Source organism: Thermolongibacillus altinsuensis (assembly GCF_004341205.1).
GTDB classification, from domain to species: domain Bacteria; phylum Bacillota; class Bacilli; order Bacillales; family Anoxybacillaceae; genus Thermolongibacillus; species Thermolongibacillus altinsuensis.
In genome coordinates this window covers 24,223-44,377 of record NZ_SLUL01000009.1, presented here as the reverse complement: position 1 = coordinate 44,377, position 20,155 = coordinate 24,223, and the positions used below count along the sequence as shown (strand labels likewise).

Below are 20,155 nucleotides of genomic sequence, written 5' to 3'. Positions count from 1 at the left end.
CTTTCTTTCGACAATAATAGTCAAAAATAGTCAAAGGATTTGACAGCCCGCTTCGAGAATTGATAAAAATAAAAAATGGACAACTTAGAAAGGGTGAAGAATATGCGTGCAGAAAGACGAAAACAGTGGAAAATTCATTGGAAAAAATATAAACATTTATACAAAGGAAAGCGAATGGAAAGAAGAAATAAATGGAGACATAAATGGAGCGAAAAATATATCGCCAGTTAAAAATGCTTCCGCCACATGCGGAAGCATTTTATTTAAAAAGCTTGCGAATCCATTTTAATGCGTTTGGGTTATTTGGATAGCGAATGGATAGATCAAATTTGGTTGTTTGTTTCAATACGCTTTTGTAATGAGAAAACGCATCAAAGCTTGCTTTCCCATGGTAAGCCCCCATTCCGCTTTGTCCCACTCCGCCAAACGGCAAATACGGAGTCGCAATATGCATGATTGTATCGTTAATACAACCGCCGCCAAAGCTGATTTGTTCAATGACTTGCTGTTGTACTTGCCGATCTTCAGAAAACAAATAAAGGGCTAACGGCTTTTCGTAGGCATTGACCATGGCAATCGCTTCATCGATTGTTTCAAATGTAAGAATCGGCAAAATCGGACCAAAAATTTCTTCTCTCATGACATCGTCTTCCCACGTAATTTCATCGAGAAGCGTCGGTTCAATCCATCGTTGTTCGATGTCGTACCGTCCGCCGTGAACAATCGTTCCTTCATTCAAAAACCGGACAAGCCGTTCTGTATGTCTTTCGCTCACGATTCTTCCATAATAAGGGCTTTGTTCTGGACGTTCTCCATAAAATTCGACAATGTACTGCTTCATCTTTTCAATGAGCAGTGATTTGACATTAGCATCGACAAGAACATAGTCAGGTGCGATGCATGTTTGCCCTGCATTTAAAAATTTTCCCCAAACAATCCGTTTAGCTGCTAAATCAAGATGCGCCGATGCATCCACAATCGCCGGGCTTTTTCCGCCTAGCTCAAGCGTGACAGGAGTGAGGTATTTCGCCGCTGCCGCCATCACAATTTTGCCGACAGGAACACTTCCGGTAAAGAAAATATGATCAAAGCGAAGGTCGAGCAATTGTTGACTAACCTCCACTCCCCCCTCAACGACAGCGATATACTCTTCCGGAAATGTTTCAGAAATCATTTTTTTCAGCAACGCCGACATGTTTGGCGTATATTCAGACGGTTTGATGATGGCGCAGTTTCCTGCCGCAATGGCTCCAACAAGCGGGCTAATCGCAAGTTGAAACGGGTAATTCCACGGCGCGATAATGAGATTCACCCCATACGGTTCTGGATAAATGTAGCTTTTAGAACCGATATGTGTGAGCGGTGTTGGAACACGCTGCGGCTTTATCCAATCAGGCAGCCGTTTTATCATAAAACGAATTTCTTCATATACGACACCAATTTCGGCGCTATACGCTTCAAATTCGGATTTATGCAATTCGACTTTCAATGTATCGATAATCTCTCGTTCATATTTTTTAATGGCAGCTTTTAAGTTTTTTAGCTGTTGTAAACGAAAATCGATCGGACGCGTTTCCCCTGTTTGAAAGTAACGTTTTTGCTTTTCGAATAGATGGATCATAATCACACCTTCTATCCATTATGTTTAAAAGTTTAAACATTTGATACTTAATGTTATCATATGTTGTTCATAGATGATTGTCAATGTTTCTCTATAGTAGACTCATAATAAACGAAAAGGCATAGCTTATTTTCTTGGCTATGCCTCCTTAGACAATATCCCATCGCGGAAATTTCTTAGAGGGTATAAACGGGGGAGTTTCAACATTATAGCTGAAGGTGATTTTTGATGCGGTGAATATCTAAGTCATGTTCGGCTACTTTTTTAAGCAAATAGTCCGTTTGTATTTTTCCTTTTGACATTTCCTGCGATGCTGTTTCAAGTACACGTTGATGGTTTTCTAGCATCGTTTCCACATGACGAAAGTGGCTTCGCATCTCAACGATTAAATGATCCGCTTTCTCTTCCAAACGGTCAAAGCGAATTTCAAAGCCATCCACTTTTTCTTCTAAGCAGCCAAAACGAGTTTCAAAACCATCTACTCTTTCTTCCAAGCGATCAAAGCGGGCTTCAAAACCATCCACTCTTTCTTCCAAACGGTCAAAGCGGGCTTCAAAACCATCTACTCTTTCTTCCAAACGGTCAAAGCGGGCTTCAAAACCATCCACTCTTTCTTCTAAGCTGCTCATTCTTGTTTCTAACCGCTCTTGACCTTCTTTTAACGCTTGTACTTCTCCTTCTAATCGCTTCTGCCCTTCTTTCAATGAATGAACATCATTTTCAATCGTTGCAAGCCGCTGATCGATAGGGGACAATTTTTCATCGAGCAGTTGAGAAATCATCCCTAAAAATTCAACTTGTTCCATTTTCTCACCTCCTTCTTTTCCTTACATTCTAACATACCATTGCAACAAAGGCGATGTTCTATTTTCATCCCTGCCCTACTTTAGTAGTTTCGTCGATTGTCTAATAACTCATTTATATAGATTCGAGTTGAGTTTCCGACATATCTCATCATGAATAGAAGACCGCTTTTCTGCCATAAGCGGCAAGATTTTTCTTGCCGCCCCGGCATGCTAGAAGCATGCCGATCCCGAACGTAAAACGCATGGCAGACAAATTCATTTGTCTGATGGCGTTTTTCGTTCGGGGAAGTGGCAGAAAAGCTTGTTTATGTCGGAAAATTAAGCTTATCATATTTATAACAATCACTCGTTTTTTCATGATCACATATGTCTAACTTAATATAACTCCTTTACAAAAAATAAACCGGCAGCGAACACTGCCGTTTTAGACAACAAATTTCCGAACGGTTTCTTGTAATTTTTCGGCAATCGAGTTGAGCTGTTGAGCGGTCGAAGCAATTTCTTGAGCAGAGGCGGTCAACTCTTCAGCCGCTGCGGTCACTTCTTCGGCTGCTGCGGAATTTTCTTCAGCAACCGCGCTTATTTGTTCAACTTTGCTAGTAATCTCATCTTTCGCTTTGACAATTTCATCGATGGCCTCACCCGTTGTTTGCAGCAATGGTGACACTTTGTTAATGGAATTGAGAATGTCACCGAATGAGCGAACGGTATTTTCAACAGCCGTAGATTGATTTTGAATAAATCGCTCAACGTTTTTCGATGTTTTCATGACGTCATTCGTATTTTGATCAATCGAAGAGATAAGCTGAACGATTTCTTCCGTTGACTTTTTCGATTGTTCCGCCAGTTTGCGCACTTCTTCGGCAACAACCGCAAACCCTGTTCCTGCCGCTCCCGCGCGTGCTGCTTCAATCGCTGCGTTCAGCGCAAGCAAATTCGTTTGTTCCGAAATACTCGAAATCATTTCGGTAATGTTGCTAATTTGCTTGACAGAGTTCGTTAAGTTTGTGACATGTTGAATGACCATTTCAAATGCCTGTCTAATTTCTTCAATAGAAGCGATGAGCGCATCCATTTCGCGTTTACCGATATCTGCTTTTTCCGCTGTATTCTCCGTTTCCTCTTTCACTTTTTCGAGCTCTGTATACACGTTTTCCACTTTTTCTGTTAAATAAGAAAGCGAATGAACAATTTCCGCTAAATCATTGGCTTGAGAAGTCGCTCCTTCAGACACTTGCTGCATCGTCGAAGTGACTTCTTCCGTCGATGCCGACATTTGTTGCGAGGTGGCTGCTAACGCGCTGGATTGCTGATCCACCACTTCAGATTGACTTTGAATGTGAACGATCATGTTTCGCATCGCCATACGCATTTCATCAAGCGCACGTGCCATTTCGCCAAACTCATCCTTTGCTTTTAGCACACGACTTGGCAGTTCGCGCGTAAAATCCCCTTCCGCAACCGCATGAATATAGTCTTTGGCGATATGAAGCGGCTTAATAATGCGCAGCGAAATAAAGAGATAATAAACAACGATTCCGATCGCTAATACAATAAGCGTAATGATAATGATTTCATAAATTACTCCGTTGATTTCTTGATCAATCACGCTTTTAGGAATTCCAAGAAAAAACATGCCGATAATGTTTCCGTCTCCGTCTTTAATCGGCAAATAACTTGTGACATATGTACGCCCTAAAACGTCTGCTTGACCGATGTAATCATGACCTTGTTCCAGCACTTTTTTGACCACTTCGCTCGATGCTTTTGTTCCTACTTGTCTTTCTCCATCTTTTTCGACTGTCGTCGTTACGCGTTCATCGCCAAGAAAAATGGTAGTATCGGCGTGAACTTCTCGCTTAATGTAATCCACCAATTCGTAGTTTTCACTTACTTTTGTGACCCCTTTGTATAGTTCGCCATCTTTCACTTGCCAATCTCCATAATGCTTGGCATCGATTAAATCTAAAGCGAGCTTTGCGTTCGTCGTAATGACCTGCTGAGTAATTAATGATTGGAATCGGAAATAAATGACGGCGATAATAATTGCAAGCATAACGACGACGGTCAGCGCACCAATCGAAATAATTTTTCCACGCGTTTTCATTGAAGTCCCCCTCTTCTTTGTGAAAAAATGAGCATTATTATTTTATCAGAAAATATAAGCCTGTACAGTGATTTTCTCCCTATCTTTACAAAATTTCTGAGGAGGAACGGTTGCCTTTAGACAAAACGAATACCGTCAAGATAATTAAAACACCGCCAATGGCTTGAAAAAATCCGAACGATACGTGTAAAAAAACGATGGACGTAATGACCGCTGACAACGGTTCGAAGCTTGAAAGAATGCTTGATTCTGTTGGAGATAGGTGGCGAATGCTTTCGATAAAAAGCAAAAACGCGAGCAATGTACCGAAAACAATCACAAAAATGATGAGAAGAAATGTATCTAATCCCCATTCAGCGGAAGGTTTCAGCCAGGATGAGGAAAATAACCCCATCACCCCGCCGCCAATCACCATGCCCCAGCCAACAACAATGAATGAGGACCAGTTTTTCAATAAAGCTGCGGATGTTAGCGTATAAAACGCTAATGCGATCCCTGAAAGGATTCCCCAAATAAACGAGATGAACGAAACGCTTAAACCTTCAATGGCTCCGTTCGTCAGTAAAAGAAACGTTCCGATCAGCGCAAATCCAACGGCAAACCAAATCGGTTTGGACGGTTTCCTTTTTTCTTTCATAAGCGAATATACGACGATGTAAACAGGTGCTAAATATTGCAGCAATGTGGCAGTCGCCGCATTGCCTGTTTCGATCGAAGCGAAATATGTATATTGCACACCAAGCATTCCAAAAATGCTAAATAACAATAAACGCAAACGACTTTCGCGCTTGCGCCAAATGGCTAACAGCGAAATTCCTTTCCAAGCGGCCATCAACAATAACAGAATCCCCGCTACTAGCATGCGAATCACAACCAGTCCGTCCGCTGTCATTTCTTTTTCTTGAAATAGCACTTGAGCTGCCGTTCCCGATACCCCCCATAACGTAGAGGCAATGAGCACCATCCATAATCCCTTTGTACGCGTAGACATTTTTTCAGCCTCTCCCTTTTTTATTTTTGAATATTTGGTTTTTATGTAAAAAACAAGGCGCGATCAAGCACCTTGTTTTTCGTTTAATCGAAATTGACGAATAAATTCGTTCAACTGCTCGCTTAGCTCGGTTAAATGCGCAGCTGATTGAGAGATTTTCTGAATAACTTTGAATTGTTCATGAACGGATGCGGAAATTTCTTCAGACGATGCCGAAGTTTGCTCAGCAACAGCCGAAATCGTCGATGTAGCATCAATGAATTTTTTGGCAATTTGTTCAATTGTATCCAACTGTTGACTGCTTGCCTCAATCGCCTTAATAATATGGTTCACAGCAGACGAAATATTGGTAAATTGTTTTTCCGTATCTTGAACGGCTTGGTTTAACTGTTCAGAAATAGAAACGGTTTGCGACATCGTCATGACCGTTGCTTCCGTTTGCTGTTCGATTCCTTGAATCATACGTTGAATTTCTGCCGTTGACTCATTCGTCGCCTCGGCTAGTTTGCGCACTTCTTCCGCTACGACCGCAAATCCTTTGCCGTGCTCTCCTGCTCGCGCTGCTTCGATGCTCGCATTAAGCGCCAGCAAGTTTGTTTGAGAAGCAATTTGCTCAATCGTTGTGACGATGTTGGCAATCTCTTTTACTTTCGCATACAGGCTCGTAACGCCAACACTAATTTCATTAGATGAATCAACCGATGCTCGATTCGCCTCTTGAAGGGTCATGACTTGTTTCTGCCCGTTTTCTACAGCTTCAGAAACGTGCTGGGTTAAATCGAGCACTTGCTTATTTTGTTGCAGCAAATGATCAAGCGCAGAAGCCAGCGAATCCGTTTCATTGTTTAGTCCTTCAAGCTCAGAAGCTAGCGAAGTGTTTCCATTCACGATTTCTTGAATCGCCCGATTCATTTCCTCGCTTGCGGCTGTTGTTTCTTCACTTAAAGCGGATAGCTCCACAGACGAATCCGAAACTTTTTTACCTGTCTCTTGCATATGGCTCACTAATGTTTGCAAGTTTTGAACCATCGTCGTAAATGCAGAAACGAGTTGACCAATCTCGTCATCCGTTTTATAGCGAATCGGTTCAATCTCCAAATTTCCCGCAGCTACACGGCTCATCGCTTGCTGCAATTGTTCTAGCCCTCTCATTTTTCTGCGAACAAAAAAATAAAACATACCCAGACCAATAACAGAAATGAGTACCATTAACGCCATCCCAATTTCGATCCATTGCCGTTTCTCATCCAAATATGCGACTCCTCCTGATGTTGTTGTCAAAACAATGAGGATCGCTGCAACGAAAACAACAAGTTGAACTGAAATTCGTTTCATAAACAACCTCCTATCTATTATGCTCTCTTACATTGGATGACATTTACTTTACCATTGTATTACAATATAGGAATTTATTCGACATACGTCAACAAATTTTCACAAAATTGAAAAACAAAACTTCAAAATTATGCTGAGTTTTGCTCATAACGATTTTTGATCGTTCCTTTTTTCAGCGATACATAAAAAATAATGAAGAGTGATAACGCCCCGAAGATCAGCACCATTTTTTGCAGCCCAATCGTATCAAGCAAAAAGCCCGAACTCAAAAGCACCACTTGAAACATGACACGATCCAACATATTTTTAAACGAGAAAAAACGACCGTGATACTCTTTAGCGATATTGGTTTGGAAAATAGTCGCTGTGATTGGAAAAAAGCAACCAACGGCCATTCCAAAAAGACCAAATGATAGAATAGACGCGATTTTAATGTCTGCAAAATACAGCGATAAATGAGCAAACGCAATCATGATCGCAAATACGTACATCCATCTGACAAATCGCTTATCGTCTGTGATGCGCTTGACGATGAAAGCGCCGATTAAAAAGCACGTACCTTCGATTGTGTAGAGCCATCCTTTAATGGATGGATCATGCTGCAATTCACTAATGTTGATGACCATTAAATTAAATCCGCCAATAAATAATTGCGGGACAAAGGTTAACAAAATGGCTATGTACACAATGGGAACGTTGCGTAGAATAGGGATCACTTCTTTAAATCCTTGTTTTGTTTCCTGCTTGGAAGACGACGATATTTTATTTTCTTTCACTGTTAGGAAAAAGGTTGAAAGAAACAGGAGAGCATAGGCAATCATGGCTCCGATGTATAGCGAATATAAACTCATTACAACGAGCAAAGCACCGCCGAATGCAGTACCAAAAATGCGCGCCATCGTTGCAACGTTCATATGAATCCCATTCATCGCCAGCAATTCTTTTTCAGCAACCACCAACGGAATCGTTGCTTGTAAAGCTGGAAAATAAAAAGCTGCCGCTATTTGAATGGAAATCATAAAACAAACCATCCAAAAAATCGACTCGTACTTCAAAGCAAGCAACATAAAAACAACGCTAAACATTCGTCCCGCACCGGCATAAAGAAGAACTTGTTTCTTTTGATATGTATCGATGACTCTGCCAGCAAGAGGGCCGACCATCACCCCTGCCAGCAATCCCGAAAACAAAATAAGCGATTTTAAGAAATCGGAAGGAACATATGTTTGTAAAAATTCCAAGTTGCCGATAATTCCAAGCCACAATCCGACTCCAGCAATAAACTCACCGCCTAAAACAAGCCATACATTGCGATTTTTCCACATATTAAGAAAATTCCTCCATATTCTGAAAGATGATGTATGATTTTACCATAAATCCGATTCTTCATAAACAAAAAAATGAAATGCCCGCCACTCCGCAGTGAGGGCAGGCTACTAATGGTTAGAAATCGAAGTTATCCGGGTCAGGACCGATTCGCTCATCTTTGTTGAGCGCATCAATTTTTTCCATATCTTCAGCAGTTAGTTCGAAGTCGAAAAGATCTGCATTTTCTTTTATGCGATGTGGTTTGACCGATTTTGGAATCGTGACGACCTCGTTTTGCAAATCCCAGCGAAGAATGACTTGAGCTGGAGATTTTCCGTATTTCTTGCCGATTTCGATTAAAGTTGGATCATCCAATAATTTTCCTTGCATAAGCGGTGACCATGCTTCCAATTGAATGCCGTGTTTTTTGCAAAACGCATGAAGTTCTTTTTGGGAAAGGCGCGGATGGTACTCCACTTGATTGACCATCGGCTTAATTTCACAATCAGCCATAAGGTCTTCTAAATGATGGATTTGGAAATTACTCACACCAATCGCGCGTACTCTTCCCTCTTTGTACAGCTTTTCCAGCGCTTTATATGTTTCTTTGTATTTTCCTTTTACAGGCCAGTGGACTAAATATAAATCCACATAATCGAGACCCAGCTTTTGCAAGCTCGTTTCAAACGCTTGCAGCGTCGTTTCATATCCTTGGTCGGAGTTCCATACTTTTGTTGTGATAAAGATCTCTTCTCTTGGGACACCTGATTCTTTAATTGCTTGGCCAACCCCTTCTTCGTTTTTATAAATCGCCGCTGTGTCAATGTGACGATACCCGATTTCAAGCGCTGTTTTTACCGCACGGATCACTTCTTCTCGATCTTCCATTTTCCACACGCCTAAACCGAGCCATGGCATTTTTACGCCATTATGTAATGTCGCACAATCTTGCAAACTATTCTGCAAAATCTTCATTTTTTCTCTCCCTTTCCAAGTTTATACATATCTATTATGCTCAAAGACTGATAAAAATGCAAAGCATTCTAGTATATATGATAAGCTTAATTTTTCCGACATAAACAAGCTTTTCTGCCACTTCTCCGAACGAAAACGCCATCAGACAAATGAATTTGTCTGTCATGCGTTTTACGTTCGGAATCGGCATGCTAGAAGCATGCCGGGCGGCAAGATTTTTCTTGCCGCCTATGGCAGAAAAGCAGCCTTTCTATTCATGATGAGATATGTCGGAAACTCAACTTGAATCTATATAAATGAAAAAGCGCCAAAGCTATCGCTTTATGATTGCAATCCGTTTTTTATCCATTGCGCTACTTGTATCGTTCGTTTTGTTTGATATTTAACGGCTGCTTCCACATTTTCGACCATCTTTCCGTTTTGATCGACAGTGACGCTGGTGCCGTATGGGTTACCTCCTGCCGCGAAGATGGATGGATCCGTGTAACCCGGCGTAACAACAATCGCCCCCCAATGGTACATCGTTGTATATAACTGCAAAATCGTTTGTTCTTGTCCGCCGTGTGGATTGCTTGCTGATGCCATCGCACTGACGACCTTATTCGCAAGCTTTCCTTGGAACCAAAGACCACCTGTCGTATCTAAAAATTGCTTTAATTGCGAAGGAACGTTTCCGAAACGCGTTGGTGTGCTGAAAATGATCGCATCTGCCCATTCTAAATCATTCAATGTGACGGTCGGCACATCTTTTGTTGCCTCCACATGCGCCTTCCACGCCGGGTTCGATTCAATCGCTTCTTGCGGCGCAAGTTCAGGAACTTTTAACACTTTCACTTCATTGTATGAATGATCACCTATTTTCATTCTTTATCGCCGCATCGTTTTCCTGACCGATGCGGCGATAAAGATTAAAGTAAAAAGGCTGACCGTTTTGGCCAGCCTTATTCAATCTCTCCTTCCCAATTCATCATGCCGCCGATCATGTTTTTCACTTGAAATCCGCGCTCTGAAAGCCATTCACACGCCAAAGCGCTGCGTCCGCCTGAATGGCAAACGACAATATATGTTTTGTCGCGATCCAGTTCGTTTAGTCTTGTGAGCAGTTGACCGAGCGGGATGTGAAGGGCGTTTGGAATTTTTCCTAATGCTACTTCATGCGTTTCGCGAACATCTAACACTTCTACGTTTTCTTGCTGACGCAATGTTTCTACTTCTTGCGGTAAAATATTTTCGAACACAAAAATCCCCCTATTTCACACTTGAGTATAATTTATAGCCGCCATCTAAGTTTTTCGCGCGGAATCCGTTTTCAGTTAAAATGCGAGCCGCTAAATATCCGCGCAAACCGACTTGACATGTAATGTAAATCGTTTGATCTTTTGGCAATTCATGAAGCCGATCGCGCAAATCATCAAGCGGAATGTTCACAGAACCAGGGATGGCTCCGAGCTTTTCCAATTCTTTCGGTGTGCGTACATCAATCAGCAATCCGCCATTTGCGACAATGTCATCAATTTCGTGCCATTGAACCGTTTCGACCATGCCGTCTAAAATATTGGACGCCACATATCCAGCCATGTTGACCGGATCTTTCGCTGAAGAGAATGGCGGTGCATACGCAAGCTCTAAATCAGGTAAATCGTATACCGTTAAACCGCCTTTGATTGCAGTGGCGATCACATCGATTCGTTTGTCAACTCCATCTTTCCCAACGGCTTGTGCGCCGTAAATGCGCCCTTCGCGATCAAAAATCAGTTTTAACGTCATTTGTGTCGCGCCTGGATAGTAACTTGCATGGCTCATTGGATGAACGTGTACGACTTCATAAGAAATGCCGTGTTGTTTAAGCACTTTTTCATTTAATCCCGTTGCCGCAACGGTTAAATCAAAAATTTTCGCGATGGATGTGCCCAGCGTTCCATTATATTTCACATCGCGGCCGTTAATATAATCGGCAACGAGACGGCCTTGGCGATTGGCAGGCCATGCAAGCGGAACGAACGTTTCAAAGCCGTGAACATAGCTTTTTACTTCAATCGCATCGCCGATCGCAAAAATGTTTGGATCGGATGTTTGCAAATGTTCATTGACTTTGATCGCACCGCGAATGCCAAGTTCAAGCCCTGCCTCTTTCGCCAATTGACTTTCCGGTTGCACCCCGATCGCAAGAATAATCATATCGGTATCAATTGTTCGGCCGCTTTTTAAGACGACGCGGCGCCCTTCGTTTTCAAATGCTTGAACACCGTCTTCTAAAATCAAATCGATGCCGTGCTCTTTCATATGTTTATGGACGATGGCGGCCATTTCATAGTCAATCGGCGCCATTACTTGATTCGCCATTTCAACAAGGGTGACGTGAATGCCGCGCTCCGTTAAGTTTTCCGCCATTTCGACGCCAATGAAGCCGCCTCCGATGACAACCGCCCGTTTTGGCTTTTCATTGTCAACAAACGAACGAATGCGGTCCGTATCTGGAACGTTGCGCAATGTAAAGAGCGCTTTTGCTTCCTCGATTCCCGGAATCGGCGGAACGATCGGTTTTGCTCCTGGCGATAAAATGAGGACATCATACGATTCTTCATATTCTTCATTTGTCCGCAAGTTTTTCACCGTTACCGTTTTCCGGTCGCGATTAATTTTTGTCACTTCGCTTAAATTGCGGACATCGATTCGGAAACGTTTCGACATTCCCTCGACAGTTTGCACGAGCAATTTGCTGCGCTCTTGAATGACATCTCCAATGTAATACGGTAAACCGCAGTTAGCGAAAGAAATATATTCTCCACGCTCAAACATGACAATTTCGTCTTTTTCGCTTAAACGGCGCAAACGGGCCGCTGCCGTAGCCCCGCCTGCTACCCCGCCGACAATCACGATTTTTTTCATGATACTCCCTCCTGTTTATACAAATACCTGTAACCGTATTATATCAGACGGCCATGAAGACAAATTTGAACAGTTAATGACATTTTAACAATTTCCACTCATGAACTTGTTCGCTTTTTTCTATATAATATCCTTCTACATGAAACCGGCAGCGTTTCAATAAGCGGATGGCCACATTCTTTTCAAGCGCATTCGAAGCGATCACCACAATCGGTTTGTTTGACAAAATGTGGCGATTTCTTTTGAAATAAGCAAGCGGCAGGCGAATCGCATCCGGAATAATCGGAGTTTCGGTGTAATCGCGCACATCCAGAAAAACGGCTTCTTTGGGATCCATTGTTTTCAGCTCATCGAACGAAAATGACTTGACATGACATACAGGAACGTATCGTTTGTATAAACTATATAACAACAATAAAAAGGCGATTGCGTACACCATGTTTCCTTCCCTCCTGTAACCATCATACCCTAATAGGTATAAAAAATCAACGAGAAAAGAGCTGATGGTTTCGTCAGCTCTTTTTCATTGACAATAAACGCTGTTTTAACTGCTCTTCCATTTCGACGAGTTCGCGTTCGACTTGTTGGCGTCTCATGCGTCCTTCTTGTTGAATTCTTAACGTTTCTTCAAGCGTTGTCACTAAATTTTCTTGCGTTTTCTTTAACGTTTCAATATCAACAAGCCCGCGCTCATTTTCTTTTGCCGCTTCGATGCTGTTTATTTTTAGCATTTCTGAATTGCGTAAAAGCAGTTCATTCGTTGTTTTCGTTACTTCTTTTTGCGCTTCTAGAGCTTTCTTTTGTCGAAGCATCGTTAAAGCGATCACGATTTGGTTTTTCCAAAGCGGAATCGCTGTTAAAATGGAAGATTGGATGCGTTCGACTAACGTCTGGTTCATATGTTGAATCATCCGAATTTGCGGCGCCGTTTGAATTGTAATTTGCCGGCTTAATTTTAAATCGTGAATCCGCTTTTCGAGCCGATCCGCAAATTGGATAAGGTCGTTTACTTCTTGGACATCCATTTGATTTTGTGATTGCGCCGCTTTCTTCTCCAGCTCAGGAATCGTTTTTGTCCGCAATTCTTCTAATTTCAATTCCGCTGCTGCAATGTAAATGTTGAGCGCATCGAAATACTCTTTATTTTTTTCATATAATGTTTCTAACATCATAATATCGCGAAAAAGCACTTGACGATGCTTTTCTAATTGGTCAGCAATTTTGTCAATTTCAACACCGAGTTTTTGATATTTGGATAATACCGCTTGAACGGAATTGGTCACAGATTGAAACAGCCGAGCGAAAAATCCGCTTTTTTGCGGTGAAAAATCGTCTACGTTCACTTCCTTAATTTTCGTCATTAATTCATGAATAATCTCCCCAACAGGGCCCGCATCTTTCTTTTGAACGTGGTTTAAAATCGAATGTGAAAAACGCGACAGCTCCGCCTGTGCCGCCACTCCGTACTGCAAAATCGCCTGATGATTGCGCGGGTCAATTTGTTCAGCAAGCGCAATCGCTTTTTGGCGATGTTCTTCTTTTAGCGTATCAATGAGTTTTTGCGGCTTTGCTTCCTCTTCTTTTACTTCAGCAATTTCACCAAACGGATTGGCTAGTAAAGCGTCAACAGAGCTTGTCCAAAGCATTTCATCGTTTTTGTTCATGTTTTTCTCGCTCCTTTCGTAAGTCGATCGTGATCGTTTTTCTCTCCTCTAGCGAAAGGGGACGATCATTTGGCAGCGTATGTTTCAATACTTTGATCTCGGTTTCTAAATCGAACAAGTCCCCTTCAAGCATGTCCAATAATTGATTTTCAGCTGTTGAAATCATTGTATCAATCATTGTTTCAGCTTCGCGAATCGCCTTGCGTATGTCATCGTTGCGCACAGGTTGCTTTGTCAAGTATACGTATTTTTCAACAATCGTCACAATTGAATCGAGCGTCGTGTTGAAAAACGATTGCGCCGCACGAAAGCGACTTGGCTCCTGCTCAGCCGCATCGATCATTTTTTGACAAACGTTGTAAAGCCGGGATAGCTTATACCACATGGCGAGCGAACGAATGCGAAAGCGGCTTTGCCCGATGCGGCGCACTTTTTTACGTGCTTCTTTTAATTGTTGCCGCCGATACGTTCGTTCATCTTTGAGCGGCTCTTTCCAAACGGTAGGAGCTTCTTTTCGTTTCATATAAAATGAGATTCCATAACCGACACCGCCGCCGAATAGAATTGACAGCAAAAATGGCCAATCAAACGCAAAAAACGCAAGCAAAGTTCCAGCGATTCCAACGTTCCATGCCACAAACCACCGCCACATCGTACGCAACAGCCGTTTCATCTTTTTTCCTCCTAGTCGTTATGATACTTCATTGTACTACGTTTTTTTCCAAAATGAAAATGATGACTATACTACGATGAAAAGGCTTTTTTCGTTTCATTTTCTTGAAAAAAGATGAATAAGACAAAGGGAAGATCGAATATACGGTATAGAAGAGTCATAGAGGAGGCGCACCCATGAAAATAGACTGGCCATGCATAGCATTTGTTTCGATTTCGCTTTTGCAAGATTATCTTTGGCTCATGAACGCTCCACGCATTTATTATTGGGATGCAGACCATGACAAAGCGGCGTAAGGGGGGAACCAAATGAATGAAACGATGAGCGTCATCGGTCAAGGGGAGGTACACGCAAAACCCGATACGGTCATCATTACACTTGGAGTCAAAACGGAGCATCGCAACGCGAAAGAAGCCGTTTCCGAAAATGCAGCGCGTTCTCAAGCGATGATTCAAGCGCTTAAACAAATTGGGATCGATGAAAATGACATCGAGACGGTCTCGTTTTCGCTTTATCCGAAATATGATTATACAGCTGGAGCGCCGCAAATCATCGGCTACGAAGTCGAACATCTTTTCGATATTACGGTACGGCAAGTACAAAACGCAGGAGCCATTTATGAAACGGCTACCGAAAACGGAGCGAACGTGGCACGAAACATTCAATTTGTTTTAAAAAATGCGAATCCTTATTACCAGCAAGCGTTGGCGCAAGCAGTGAGAAATGCACGGGAAAAGGCGGCGACGATCGCCCGAACGCTCGGTGTCCTGCTTTACGAAACTCCATTTCAAGTAAAAGAAACATCAACGGTTCCGAGTGTGAAACGAATGGCGCAAACCGCCGTTCTTGCCGAAGGGGCACCGCCCATTCAAGCGCAAGAAGTGACGATCAGTGCCACCGTTCAAGCGGTGTTCGCTTATCATTCCGAACGATTTTAAGGCACGGTGCAGCGACCGTGCCTTCTATTTTAACTGAAACGAAATGATTTGAATTCGTTCTCCTCCAAATAAAGAAACATGTTTCGTTTGTTGAATATCTCCTTTGACAGCTTTCACTTCGTATAGACCTGGCAAGTATGTTCCGACTTTTCCCGAAAACGCTTCTGTTTCCGTTTTGTGCACATTCGTTCCATTGACGAAAATGCTCACCCCTTTTTCATCGACTTGAACATAAAGGGTATAGAGCGCTGGTTCAAATACGTACTGCCCTTCATACAGTTTCATTAAGAAAATCGGTGGAGTTGACGTTAATCCTTTTATGTAAACATGATCGTCACGCTGTTTTTCCAAATCGCGGCGAATCTTGTCATATCCGCTCGGATGCTTTTCCAAATAAGCAAAGAGCGGATCCAATTGCTCTTTTTTTATTTTTTTCCCCGGCAGGTAAACAAGCTGTTCTAATTCCTCCATATCTTTTTCCCGCAACGCTTCTTCTAATTTTTCAATCGCCCGCTGCGCGCTTTTTCCTTCGCTCATCGAACCCCATAACCAGATGGCGACACACGTGCTAACAACGAATGCAAACAGTGACCATGCGATTACTCGCTTTTGTTTTCGTCGTTCGCTTCGTGTCATCGCTCCGTCGTTTAGACCCCCTTGTATTGGTTGTTTCACATACTTCCCCTCTTTTTTTATCGTTTCTACTTCTATATGTATTTTGTTGGAAGAGAAAATATGTGAAAAATTGCACTACTAAATTATTATATTAATATAAATAAAAACATGTCTATGAACGACGCTCGAATGTAACCGCTTCCCAATGTTTCCAACGAACTTTTCTTGCGTAAAAACCGTGTTTTCTTAATGACTTGCTAAGCAAATGATTGAACAGCCCATGTCCAATGACGACAACATGTCCATTGGCTGCATGATTGACCAGCGTTTCTGCTGCTTGTTTCGCCCGCTGCTTTGCCTTTATATACGGCTCGTCTCCAAAACCGATCAGCCATAGAAAACGCATGATCAAAAACCAAAGAAAAAGAGGATACTTCCCTTTCAACCATTTTGGCGGATCAGGAAGCGGCACTTCAGAAAACAATGCGCTTTGTTCGATGGGGCACGATGGACATAAAAGTTCCGCAGAATGGCGCGAGCGAAGGAGAGGACTGACAAAAAGAATCGAAGCATCTCTTGCCTTTTCCCTCGTCGCCATCGGGATGTCGTCATCTTCACACACGCCAGAAGCATCATATCGTTCAATCCATTCGCAAAATTGCTCACGCGTTAACCATCCTCGCTTTGTCCACACAGACCGTCCGTGACGAATGAGTGTAATGTTCATTTCAGCCTCTCCCTTTCAAAACGTTGAAACATGATCCAATATAGCCATGCGCTTAAAAAAGCAAGAATACATAAGAGGAAGAAGGTCCAACGGTGCGCAAACGGCAAGCTTAACGCCAACGGAGCAATCATCCGTCCGAGCGTAAATCGCAAGCTTGCGGCAGCGAAGTATTGCCCGCGCATTTCTTCAGGGGCCAATTTGGCAATAAACGTTTGTTGGAGTCCAACCGCCATCAACTCCGCAAACGTAAATAAAACGATTAATAACATCATCACAAGCAAAGATGTTGTTTGACCGAAAAGGAAAATCGCGATGCCATAAAAAACAGACGATAACACAAATACCCATTTCTCTTTGTAATGTTCCATCCATTTTGTCACCGCAACGGTAAACAATGCTACCAATAATCCGTTTTCAGCAATAAGCACGCTAAACGCTTTTTCACCGCTTAATGTAAGCGACCAATCTCCAATCGTAAACAGCGTTTGATGATGAACAACTTCTTTTATATATACAGGAATTAAAATATCAAGCTGCATAAACGTTTGTGCAACGAGCACACCAGCGATAATAAACAATAAAAATACGCGATCGCGCGCAATAATCCGATAGTTTTTGAATTGTTCGGCTAAAAACGTATACCACTTACCATGCACTTGACGCCGATGCGGTGCTGTTTCACGCAAATAAATGAGAAGCAACGTTGCCATGATCATGCAAAAAACGCCTGCTAACAAAAAGAGATAAAAACGATATGTAGGATAAAATACTCCGCCGATGAGCGGACCGATGACGACCATCACATTATGGAACGTATAAAACACCGCAAACACCTTGCTTTGCTCCTTTTCAGGAACTACATCCGCAACCATCGCTTGACTTGCCGGCCAATAAAGCGAACCGAACGTTCCGATCAACGTAAAACATACAAAACTTAAAATGGAAGAATAAAAAAAGGGCGAATTGACGAGAGCGAATAAAAAAAACGCCGCCGCTTGCCCGTACGCCGCCAACACCATCATTCGTTTCCGACCAAACCGATCGGCACAATAACCGCCAAGCAAATTGGCAATGACAGAAAACAATTGTGAAATAACAAGCAACCATCCCGCCTTTCCTTTTCCGAATGCCTCGGAAAAATAAATGGCGATGAATGGGAAAATCATCCAAAATGTAACCCCCATCAGCGACTCGCCGATCAGGCGAATGTGTAAATTACGATCCCAATCACGTATCCGCACACACGCTCACCTCTCTATTGATCAATGATTTTATTATTATACCATTTTTTCTAAAAAAGACCATTATGATTTTGATGTAATTGTTTTTCAAAATAGGCTATTTTCATTGATAAAAAATGATTGATTTATTTTCAGAAAAATAAGAAAATATAATAAAATCCTTTAAAGGAAGTGGGCATAGTGAAAATAGTAAAAACGTTAAAAAACGTTGTCCTGTCTTATGTGACGGTACTCGTTGTTCTTGCGTTGCTTCCTGCTTTTCTTATTACCAATGACATCAGCTTAATTGAAGAAATGATTGCATCATTGAATAAATGAACAATCTCCCGCTTGTTTAACAAGTGGGAGATTGCCGTTTTTGCAGCCATTTTCCGATGAGGCCGTGCTTTGGCGAAAAGAAGAATGTGAGCGTAAATAGCACTCCAGAAGCGACGGCCATCGAACCAGAAATCGATACATTCAGCCAAGCAGCAAAGATGTAGCCAATGAACGAAGAAAGAACGCCAAACAGTGCGCTTAAGACGAGCATGATGCTTAAACGATCCGTCCATAAGTAGGCGGTGGCACTTGGTACGATCAACATGGCAACCACTAAAATCGCTCCGACGCTATCAAATGAAGCAACCGTTGTTAACGATAACATCCCCATTAAAACATAATGAATGAATAACACAGGGATACCAAGCGTCATCGCCATCTCAGGATCAAATGAACTGATTTTTAATTCTTTGTATCCGACGATGATCACAAATAGGTTCACGATCAAAACGAAGCCAAGAAGCCAAACCGCTTTGGGCCCGAGGGTGACTCCGTTTATCTCGAGCACATCCCACGGCACAAACGCAATTTCTCCCATCAACGCATGTTCGACGTCCAAATGAACGCGATCCGCAAATAAAGAAATGAGAATGACACCGACGGCGAACAATGCGGTAAACACAACACCGATCGCCGCATCGGCTTGCACGCCGCTTTGATGCAAGAACTGAACGAAAAAAGCCGTTAACAAACCGACGATGAGCGCACCAATGAGCATCGAAGGTCCTTGAAGTTGATGGCTGACTAAATAGGCCCCAACAATGCCAAGCAATACGCTGTGGCTAATCGCATCGGAAAGCATCGCCATTTTACGCAAGACGAGAAACGTTCCAACAAGTCCGCAATTCACACCGACAAGAGCACCTGTCAACAAAATCCATGCGGTATAGCTCATCGACTCACCTCCGAGCGACGAATGGGTTGACTGACACCGTTTTTGTGAGATCCAGCGACACGCTTGATCCCTTTTTCTGTTAAATACCAACTTTCTTGTTCTTTCCGAACGAATCCTCTTTTTTCTAACCATTTGAGATAACGATGATCCTTTATTTCAATTCGTCCTTGTTCATACAGTTGTTTCAGTACATGCTCGTAGCGCAAACGATGCAGACGAATCGCTTTGCTGAATAAGCCGCGCTTTGGTGCAAATAAGAAGGAAAAAAGGAAAAGGATTGTCGCGGCAACGATAATGAGCGGCCCTGTCGGCATTCCCGTTGCAAGCATGCTTAAATACGTGCCGATCACACCAGAAAGAGCACCGAACAAACCAGCTAAAACGACCATCCAACCGAGTTTTTCCGTCCAATAGCGGGCTGCTAATGCCGGAGTAATTAAAAGCGCCGACATCAGCACAACCCCAACCGCCTGCAAACCTGTCACAACAACGGCAACGATTAAAAACATGAGCACGCCATTTAACAGTGACACTGGCAAACCGAGACCGAGCGCAAACGCAGGGTCAAACGTAATCAGTTTAAACTCTTTAAAAAAGAGAGCGATGAGCGCAATTAACGTCAATGTAACCGCACTTAACACTTTCACATCGCTTTCAACGAGCGAAGCCGCTTTCCCAAATAAAAAATCGTTAATGCCGCTTTGGTTTCCTTGACTGTGCTGATTAATGAACGTCAATAGCACGATGCCAATTCCGAAAAAAACCGATAAAATGAGCCCAATCGCGGTATCTTCTTTCACCCGGGTGAAACGGACAATTTGTTGGATGAAAAACGTTGCCAAAAGCCCTGATAACGCTGCACCGATAAAAAAGAGAAAAAGCGACTTTTCTTTGTAAAGAAGAAACGCTAAACAAACACCAGGAAGCGCCGCATGCGCCATCGCATCGCCAAGCAAACTTTGCTTTTTCAAAAGGGCAAAGCTGCCGATCATGCCGCTAGCAAGCCCAAGCAAAAACGTGCTTGTAAATACCCATTGCACATTTGCATCCAT

At 42.6% G+C, this 20,155-nt stretch carries 21 protein-coding genes; 2 read left to right on the top strand and 19 right to left on the bottom strand.

Features of this window, described 5'->3' with window-relative positions; all coding sequences use genetic code 11:
- Positions 1 to 259: 259 nt before the first annotated feature.
- The 14 genes from EDD69_RS09560 to EDD69_RS09500 all read right to left on the bottom strand — a co-directional run bounded on the left by EDD69_RS09560 (position 260) and on the right by EDD69_RS09500 (position 14,369).
- Positions 260 to 1,621: an aldehyde dehydrogenase gene (locus EDD69_RS09560; RefSeq protein ID WP_132948741.1), complete on the bottom strand. Its 1,362-nt coding sequence runs from the start codon at positions 1,619 to 1,621 to the stop codon at positions 260 to 262.
- A gap of 206 nt (positions 1,622 to 1,827) precedes the next feature.
- Positions 1,828 to 2,427, bottom strand: a complete 600-nt coding sequence (locus EDD69_RS09555) for a hypothetical protein (protein ID WP_132948740.1) — start codon at positions 2,425 to 2,427, stop codon at positions 1,828 to 1,830.
- Positions 2,428 to 2,851: 424 nt separating this feature from the next.
- On the bottom strand, positions 2,852 to 4,534 hold the full coding sequence (locus EDD69_RS09550; protein ID WP_132948739.1) for a methyl-accepting chemotaxis protein: 1,683 nt from the start codon (positions 4,532 to 4,534) through the stop codon (positions 2,852 to 2,854).
- 85 nt (positions 4,535 to 4,619) lie between these two features.
- Positions 4,620 to 5,525, bottom strand: a complete 906-nt coding sequence (locus tag EDD69_RS09545) for a DMT family transporter (RefSeq protein WP_132948738.1) — start codon at positions 5,523 to 5,525, stop codon at positions 4,620 to 4,622.
- A gap of 63 nt (positions 5,526 to 5,588) precedes the next feature.
- Positions 5,589 to 6,860, bottom strand: a complete 1,272-nt coding sequence (locus EDD69_RS09540; RefSeq protein WP_132948737.1) for a methyl-accepting chemotaxis protein — start codon at positions 6,858 to 6,860, stop codon at positions 5,589 to 5,591.
- A 128-nt stretch (positions 6,861 to 6,988) separates the two neighbouring features.
- A complete protein-coding gene (locus EDD69_RS09535; RefSeq protein WP_132948736.1) occupies positions 6,989 to 8,185 on the bottom strand; it encodes an MFS transporter in 1,197 nt (398 codons plus the stop codon).
- Between the two features lie 118 nt (positions 8,186 to 8,303).
- Positions 8,304 to 9,143, bottom strand: a complete 840-nt coding sequence (locus EDD69_RS09530; RefSeq protein WP_132948735.1) for an aldo/keto reductase — start codon at positions 9,141 to 9,143, stop codon at positions 8,304 to 8,306.
- 40 nt (positions 9,144 to 9,183) lie between these two features.
- Positions 9,184 to 9,333 carry a hypothetical protein gene (locus EDD69_RS15355; RefSeq protein WP_165871764.1) on the bottom strand — a complete coding sequence of 50 codons (150 nt, stop codon included), beginning with the start codon at positions 9,331 to 9,333 and terminating at the stop codon, positions 9,184 to 9,186.
- 131 nt (positions 9,334 to 9,464) lie between these two features.
- The gene (gene wrbA, locus EDD69_RS09525; RefSeq protein WP_243643088.1) at positions 9,465 to 10,007 is read right to left on the bottom strand and encodes an NAD(P)H:quinone oxidoreductase type IV; all 543 of its coding nucleotides are present in this window, start codon (positions 10,005 to 10,007) and stop codon (positions 9,465 to 9,467) included.
- Positions 10,008 to 10,084: 77 nt separating this feature from the next.
- Positions 10,085 to 10,381, bottom strand: a complete 297-nt coding sequence (locus EDD69_RS09520; RefSeq protein WP_132948734.1) for a rhodanese-like domain-containing protein — start codon at positions 10,379 to 10,381, stop codon at positions 10,085 to 10,087.
- Positions 10,382 to 10,391: 10 nt separating this feature from the next.
- Positions 10,392 to 12,032, bottom strand: coding sequence for a CoA-disulfide reductase (cdr, locus tag EDD69_RS09515; protein WP_132948733.1), 1,641 nt, complete (start codon positions 12,030 to 12,032; stop codon positions 10,392 to 10,394).
- Between the two features lie 73 nt (positions 12,033 to 12,105).
- The gene (locus EDD69_RS09510; protein ID WP_132948732.1) at positions 12,106 to 12,471 is read right to left on the bottom strand and encodes a rhodanese-like domain-containing protein; all 366 of its coding nucleotides are present in this window, start codon (positions 12,469 to 12,471) and stop codon (positions 12,106 to 12,108) included.
- Positions 12,472 to 12,544: 73 nt separating this feature from the next.
- Positions 12,545 to 13,696 carry a toxic anion resistance protein gene (locus EDD69_RS09505; RefSeq protein WP_132948731.1) on the bottom strand — a complete coding sequence of 384 codons (1,152 nt, stop codon included), beginning with the start codon at positions 13,694 to 13,696 and terminating at the stop codon, positions 12,545 to 12,547.
- Complete coding sequence (locus tag EDD69_RS09500; RefSeq protein ID WP_132948730.1) at positions 13,680 to 14,369, bottom strand: 5-bromo-4-chloroindolyl phosphate hydrolysis family protein; 690 nt, start codon at positions 14,367 to 14,369, stop codon at positions 13,680 to 13,682. Before EDD69_RS09500 ends, EDD69_RS09505 begins: the two co-directional genes overlap by 17 nt.
- 308 nt (positions 14,370 to 14,677) lie before the next feature.
- On the opposite strand from EDD69_RS09500, the gene EDD69_RS09495 reads away from it, so the two are divergent.
- A complete protein-coding gene (locus EDD69_RS09495; protein WP_132948729.1) occupies positions 14,678 to 15,307 on the top strand; it encodes an SIMPL domain-containing protein in 630 nt (209 codons plus the stop codon).
- Positions 15,308 to 15,331: 24 nt separating this feature from the next.
- Here the strand turns inward: EDD69_RS09495 and EDD69_RS09490 are convergent, their stop codons facing one another.
- From EDD69_RS09490 to EDD69_RS09480, 3 genes are all read right to left on the bottom strand, one after another.
- Complete coding sequence (locus tag EDD69_RS09490) at positions 15,332 to 15,982, bottom strand: TcaA second domain-containing protein (protein ID WP_243643087.1); 651 nt, start codon at positions 15,980 to 15,982, stop codon at positions 15,332 to 15,334.
- A 112-nt stretch (positions 15,983 to 16,094) separates the two neighbouring features.
- Positions 16,095 to 16,649: a histidine phosphatase family protein gene (locus EDD69_RS09485; protein ID WP_132948728.1), complete on the bottom strand. Its 555-nt coding sequence runs from the start codon at positions 16,647 to 16,649 to the stop codon at positions 16,095 to 16,097.
- Positions 16,646 to 17,890 (bottom strand): MDR family MFS transporter, encoded by a 1,245-nt coding sequence (locus tag EDD69_RS09480; protein WP_132948727.1) that lies wholly within the window; start codon positions 17,888 to 17,890, stop codon positions 16,646 to 16,648. Before EDD69_RS09480 ends, EDD69_RS09485 begins: the two co-directional genes overlap by 4 nt.
- Before the next feature lie 180 nt (positions 17,891 to 18,070).
- On the opposite strand from EDD69_RS09480, the gene EDD69_RS15350 reads away from it, so the two are divergent.
- Complete coding sequence (locus tag EDD69_RS15350) at positions 18,071 to 18,208, top strand: hypothetical protein (protein ID WP_165871763.1); 138 nt, start codon at positions 18,071 to 18,073, stop codon at positions 18,206 to 18,208.
- Between the two features lie 16 nt (positions 18,209 to 18,224).
- Here EDD69_RS15350 and EDD69_RS09475 read toward each other — a convergent pair whose 3' ends face one another.
- Together EDD69_RS09475 and EDD69_RS09470 are read right to left on the bottom strand one after the other, a co-directional pair.
- Complete coding sequence (locus EDD69_RS09475; protein ID WP_132948726.1) at positions 18,225 to 19,103, bottom strand: metal ABC transporter permease; 879 nt, start codon at positions 19,101 to 19,103, stop codon at positions 18,225 to 18,227.
- Positions 19,100 to 20,155: an iron chelate uptake ABC transporter family permease subunit gene (locus tag EDD69_RS09470; protein ID WP_132948725.1), complete on the bottom strand. Its 1,056-nt coding sequence runs from the start codon at positions 20,153 to 20,155 to the stop codon at positions 19,100 to 19,102. The genes EDD69_RS09475 and EDD69_RS09470 overlap by 4 nt, the downstream gene beginning before the upstream one ends.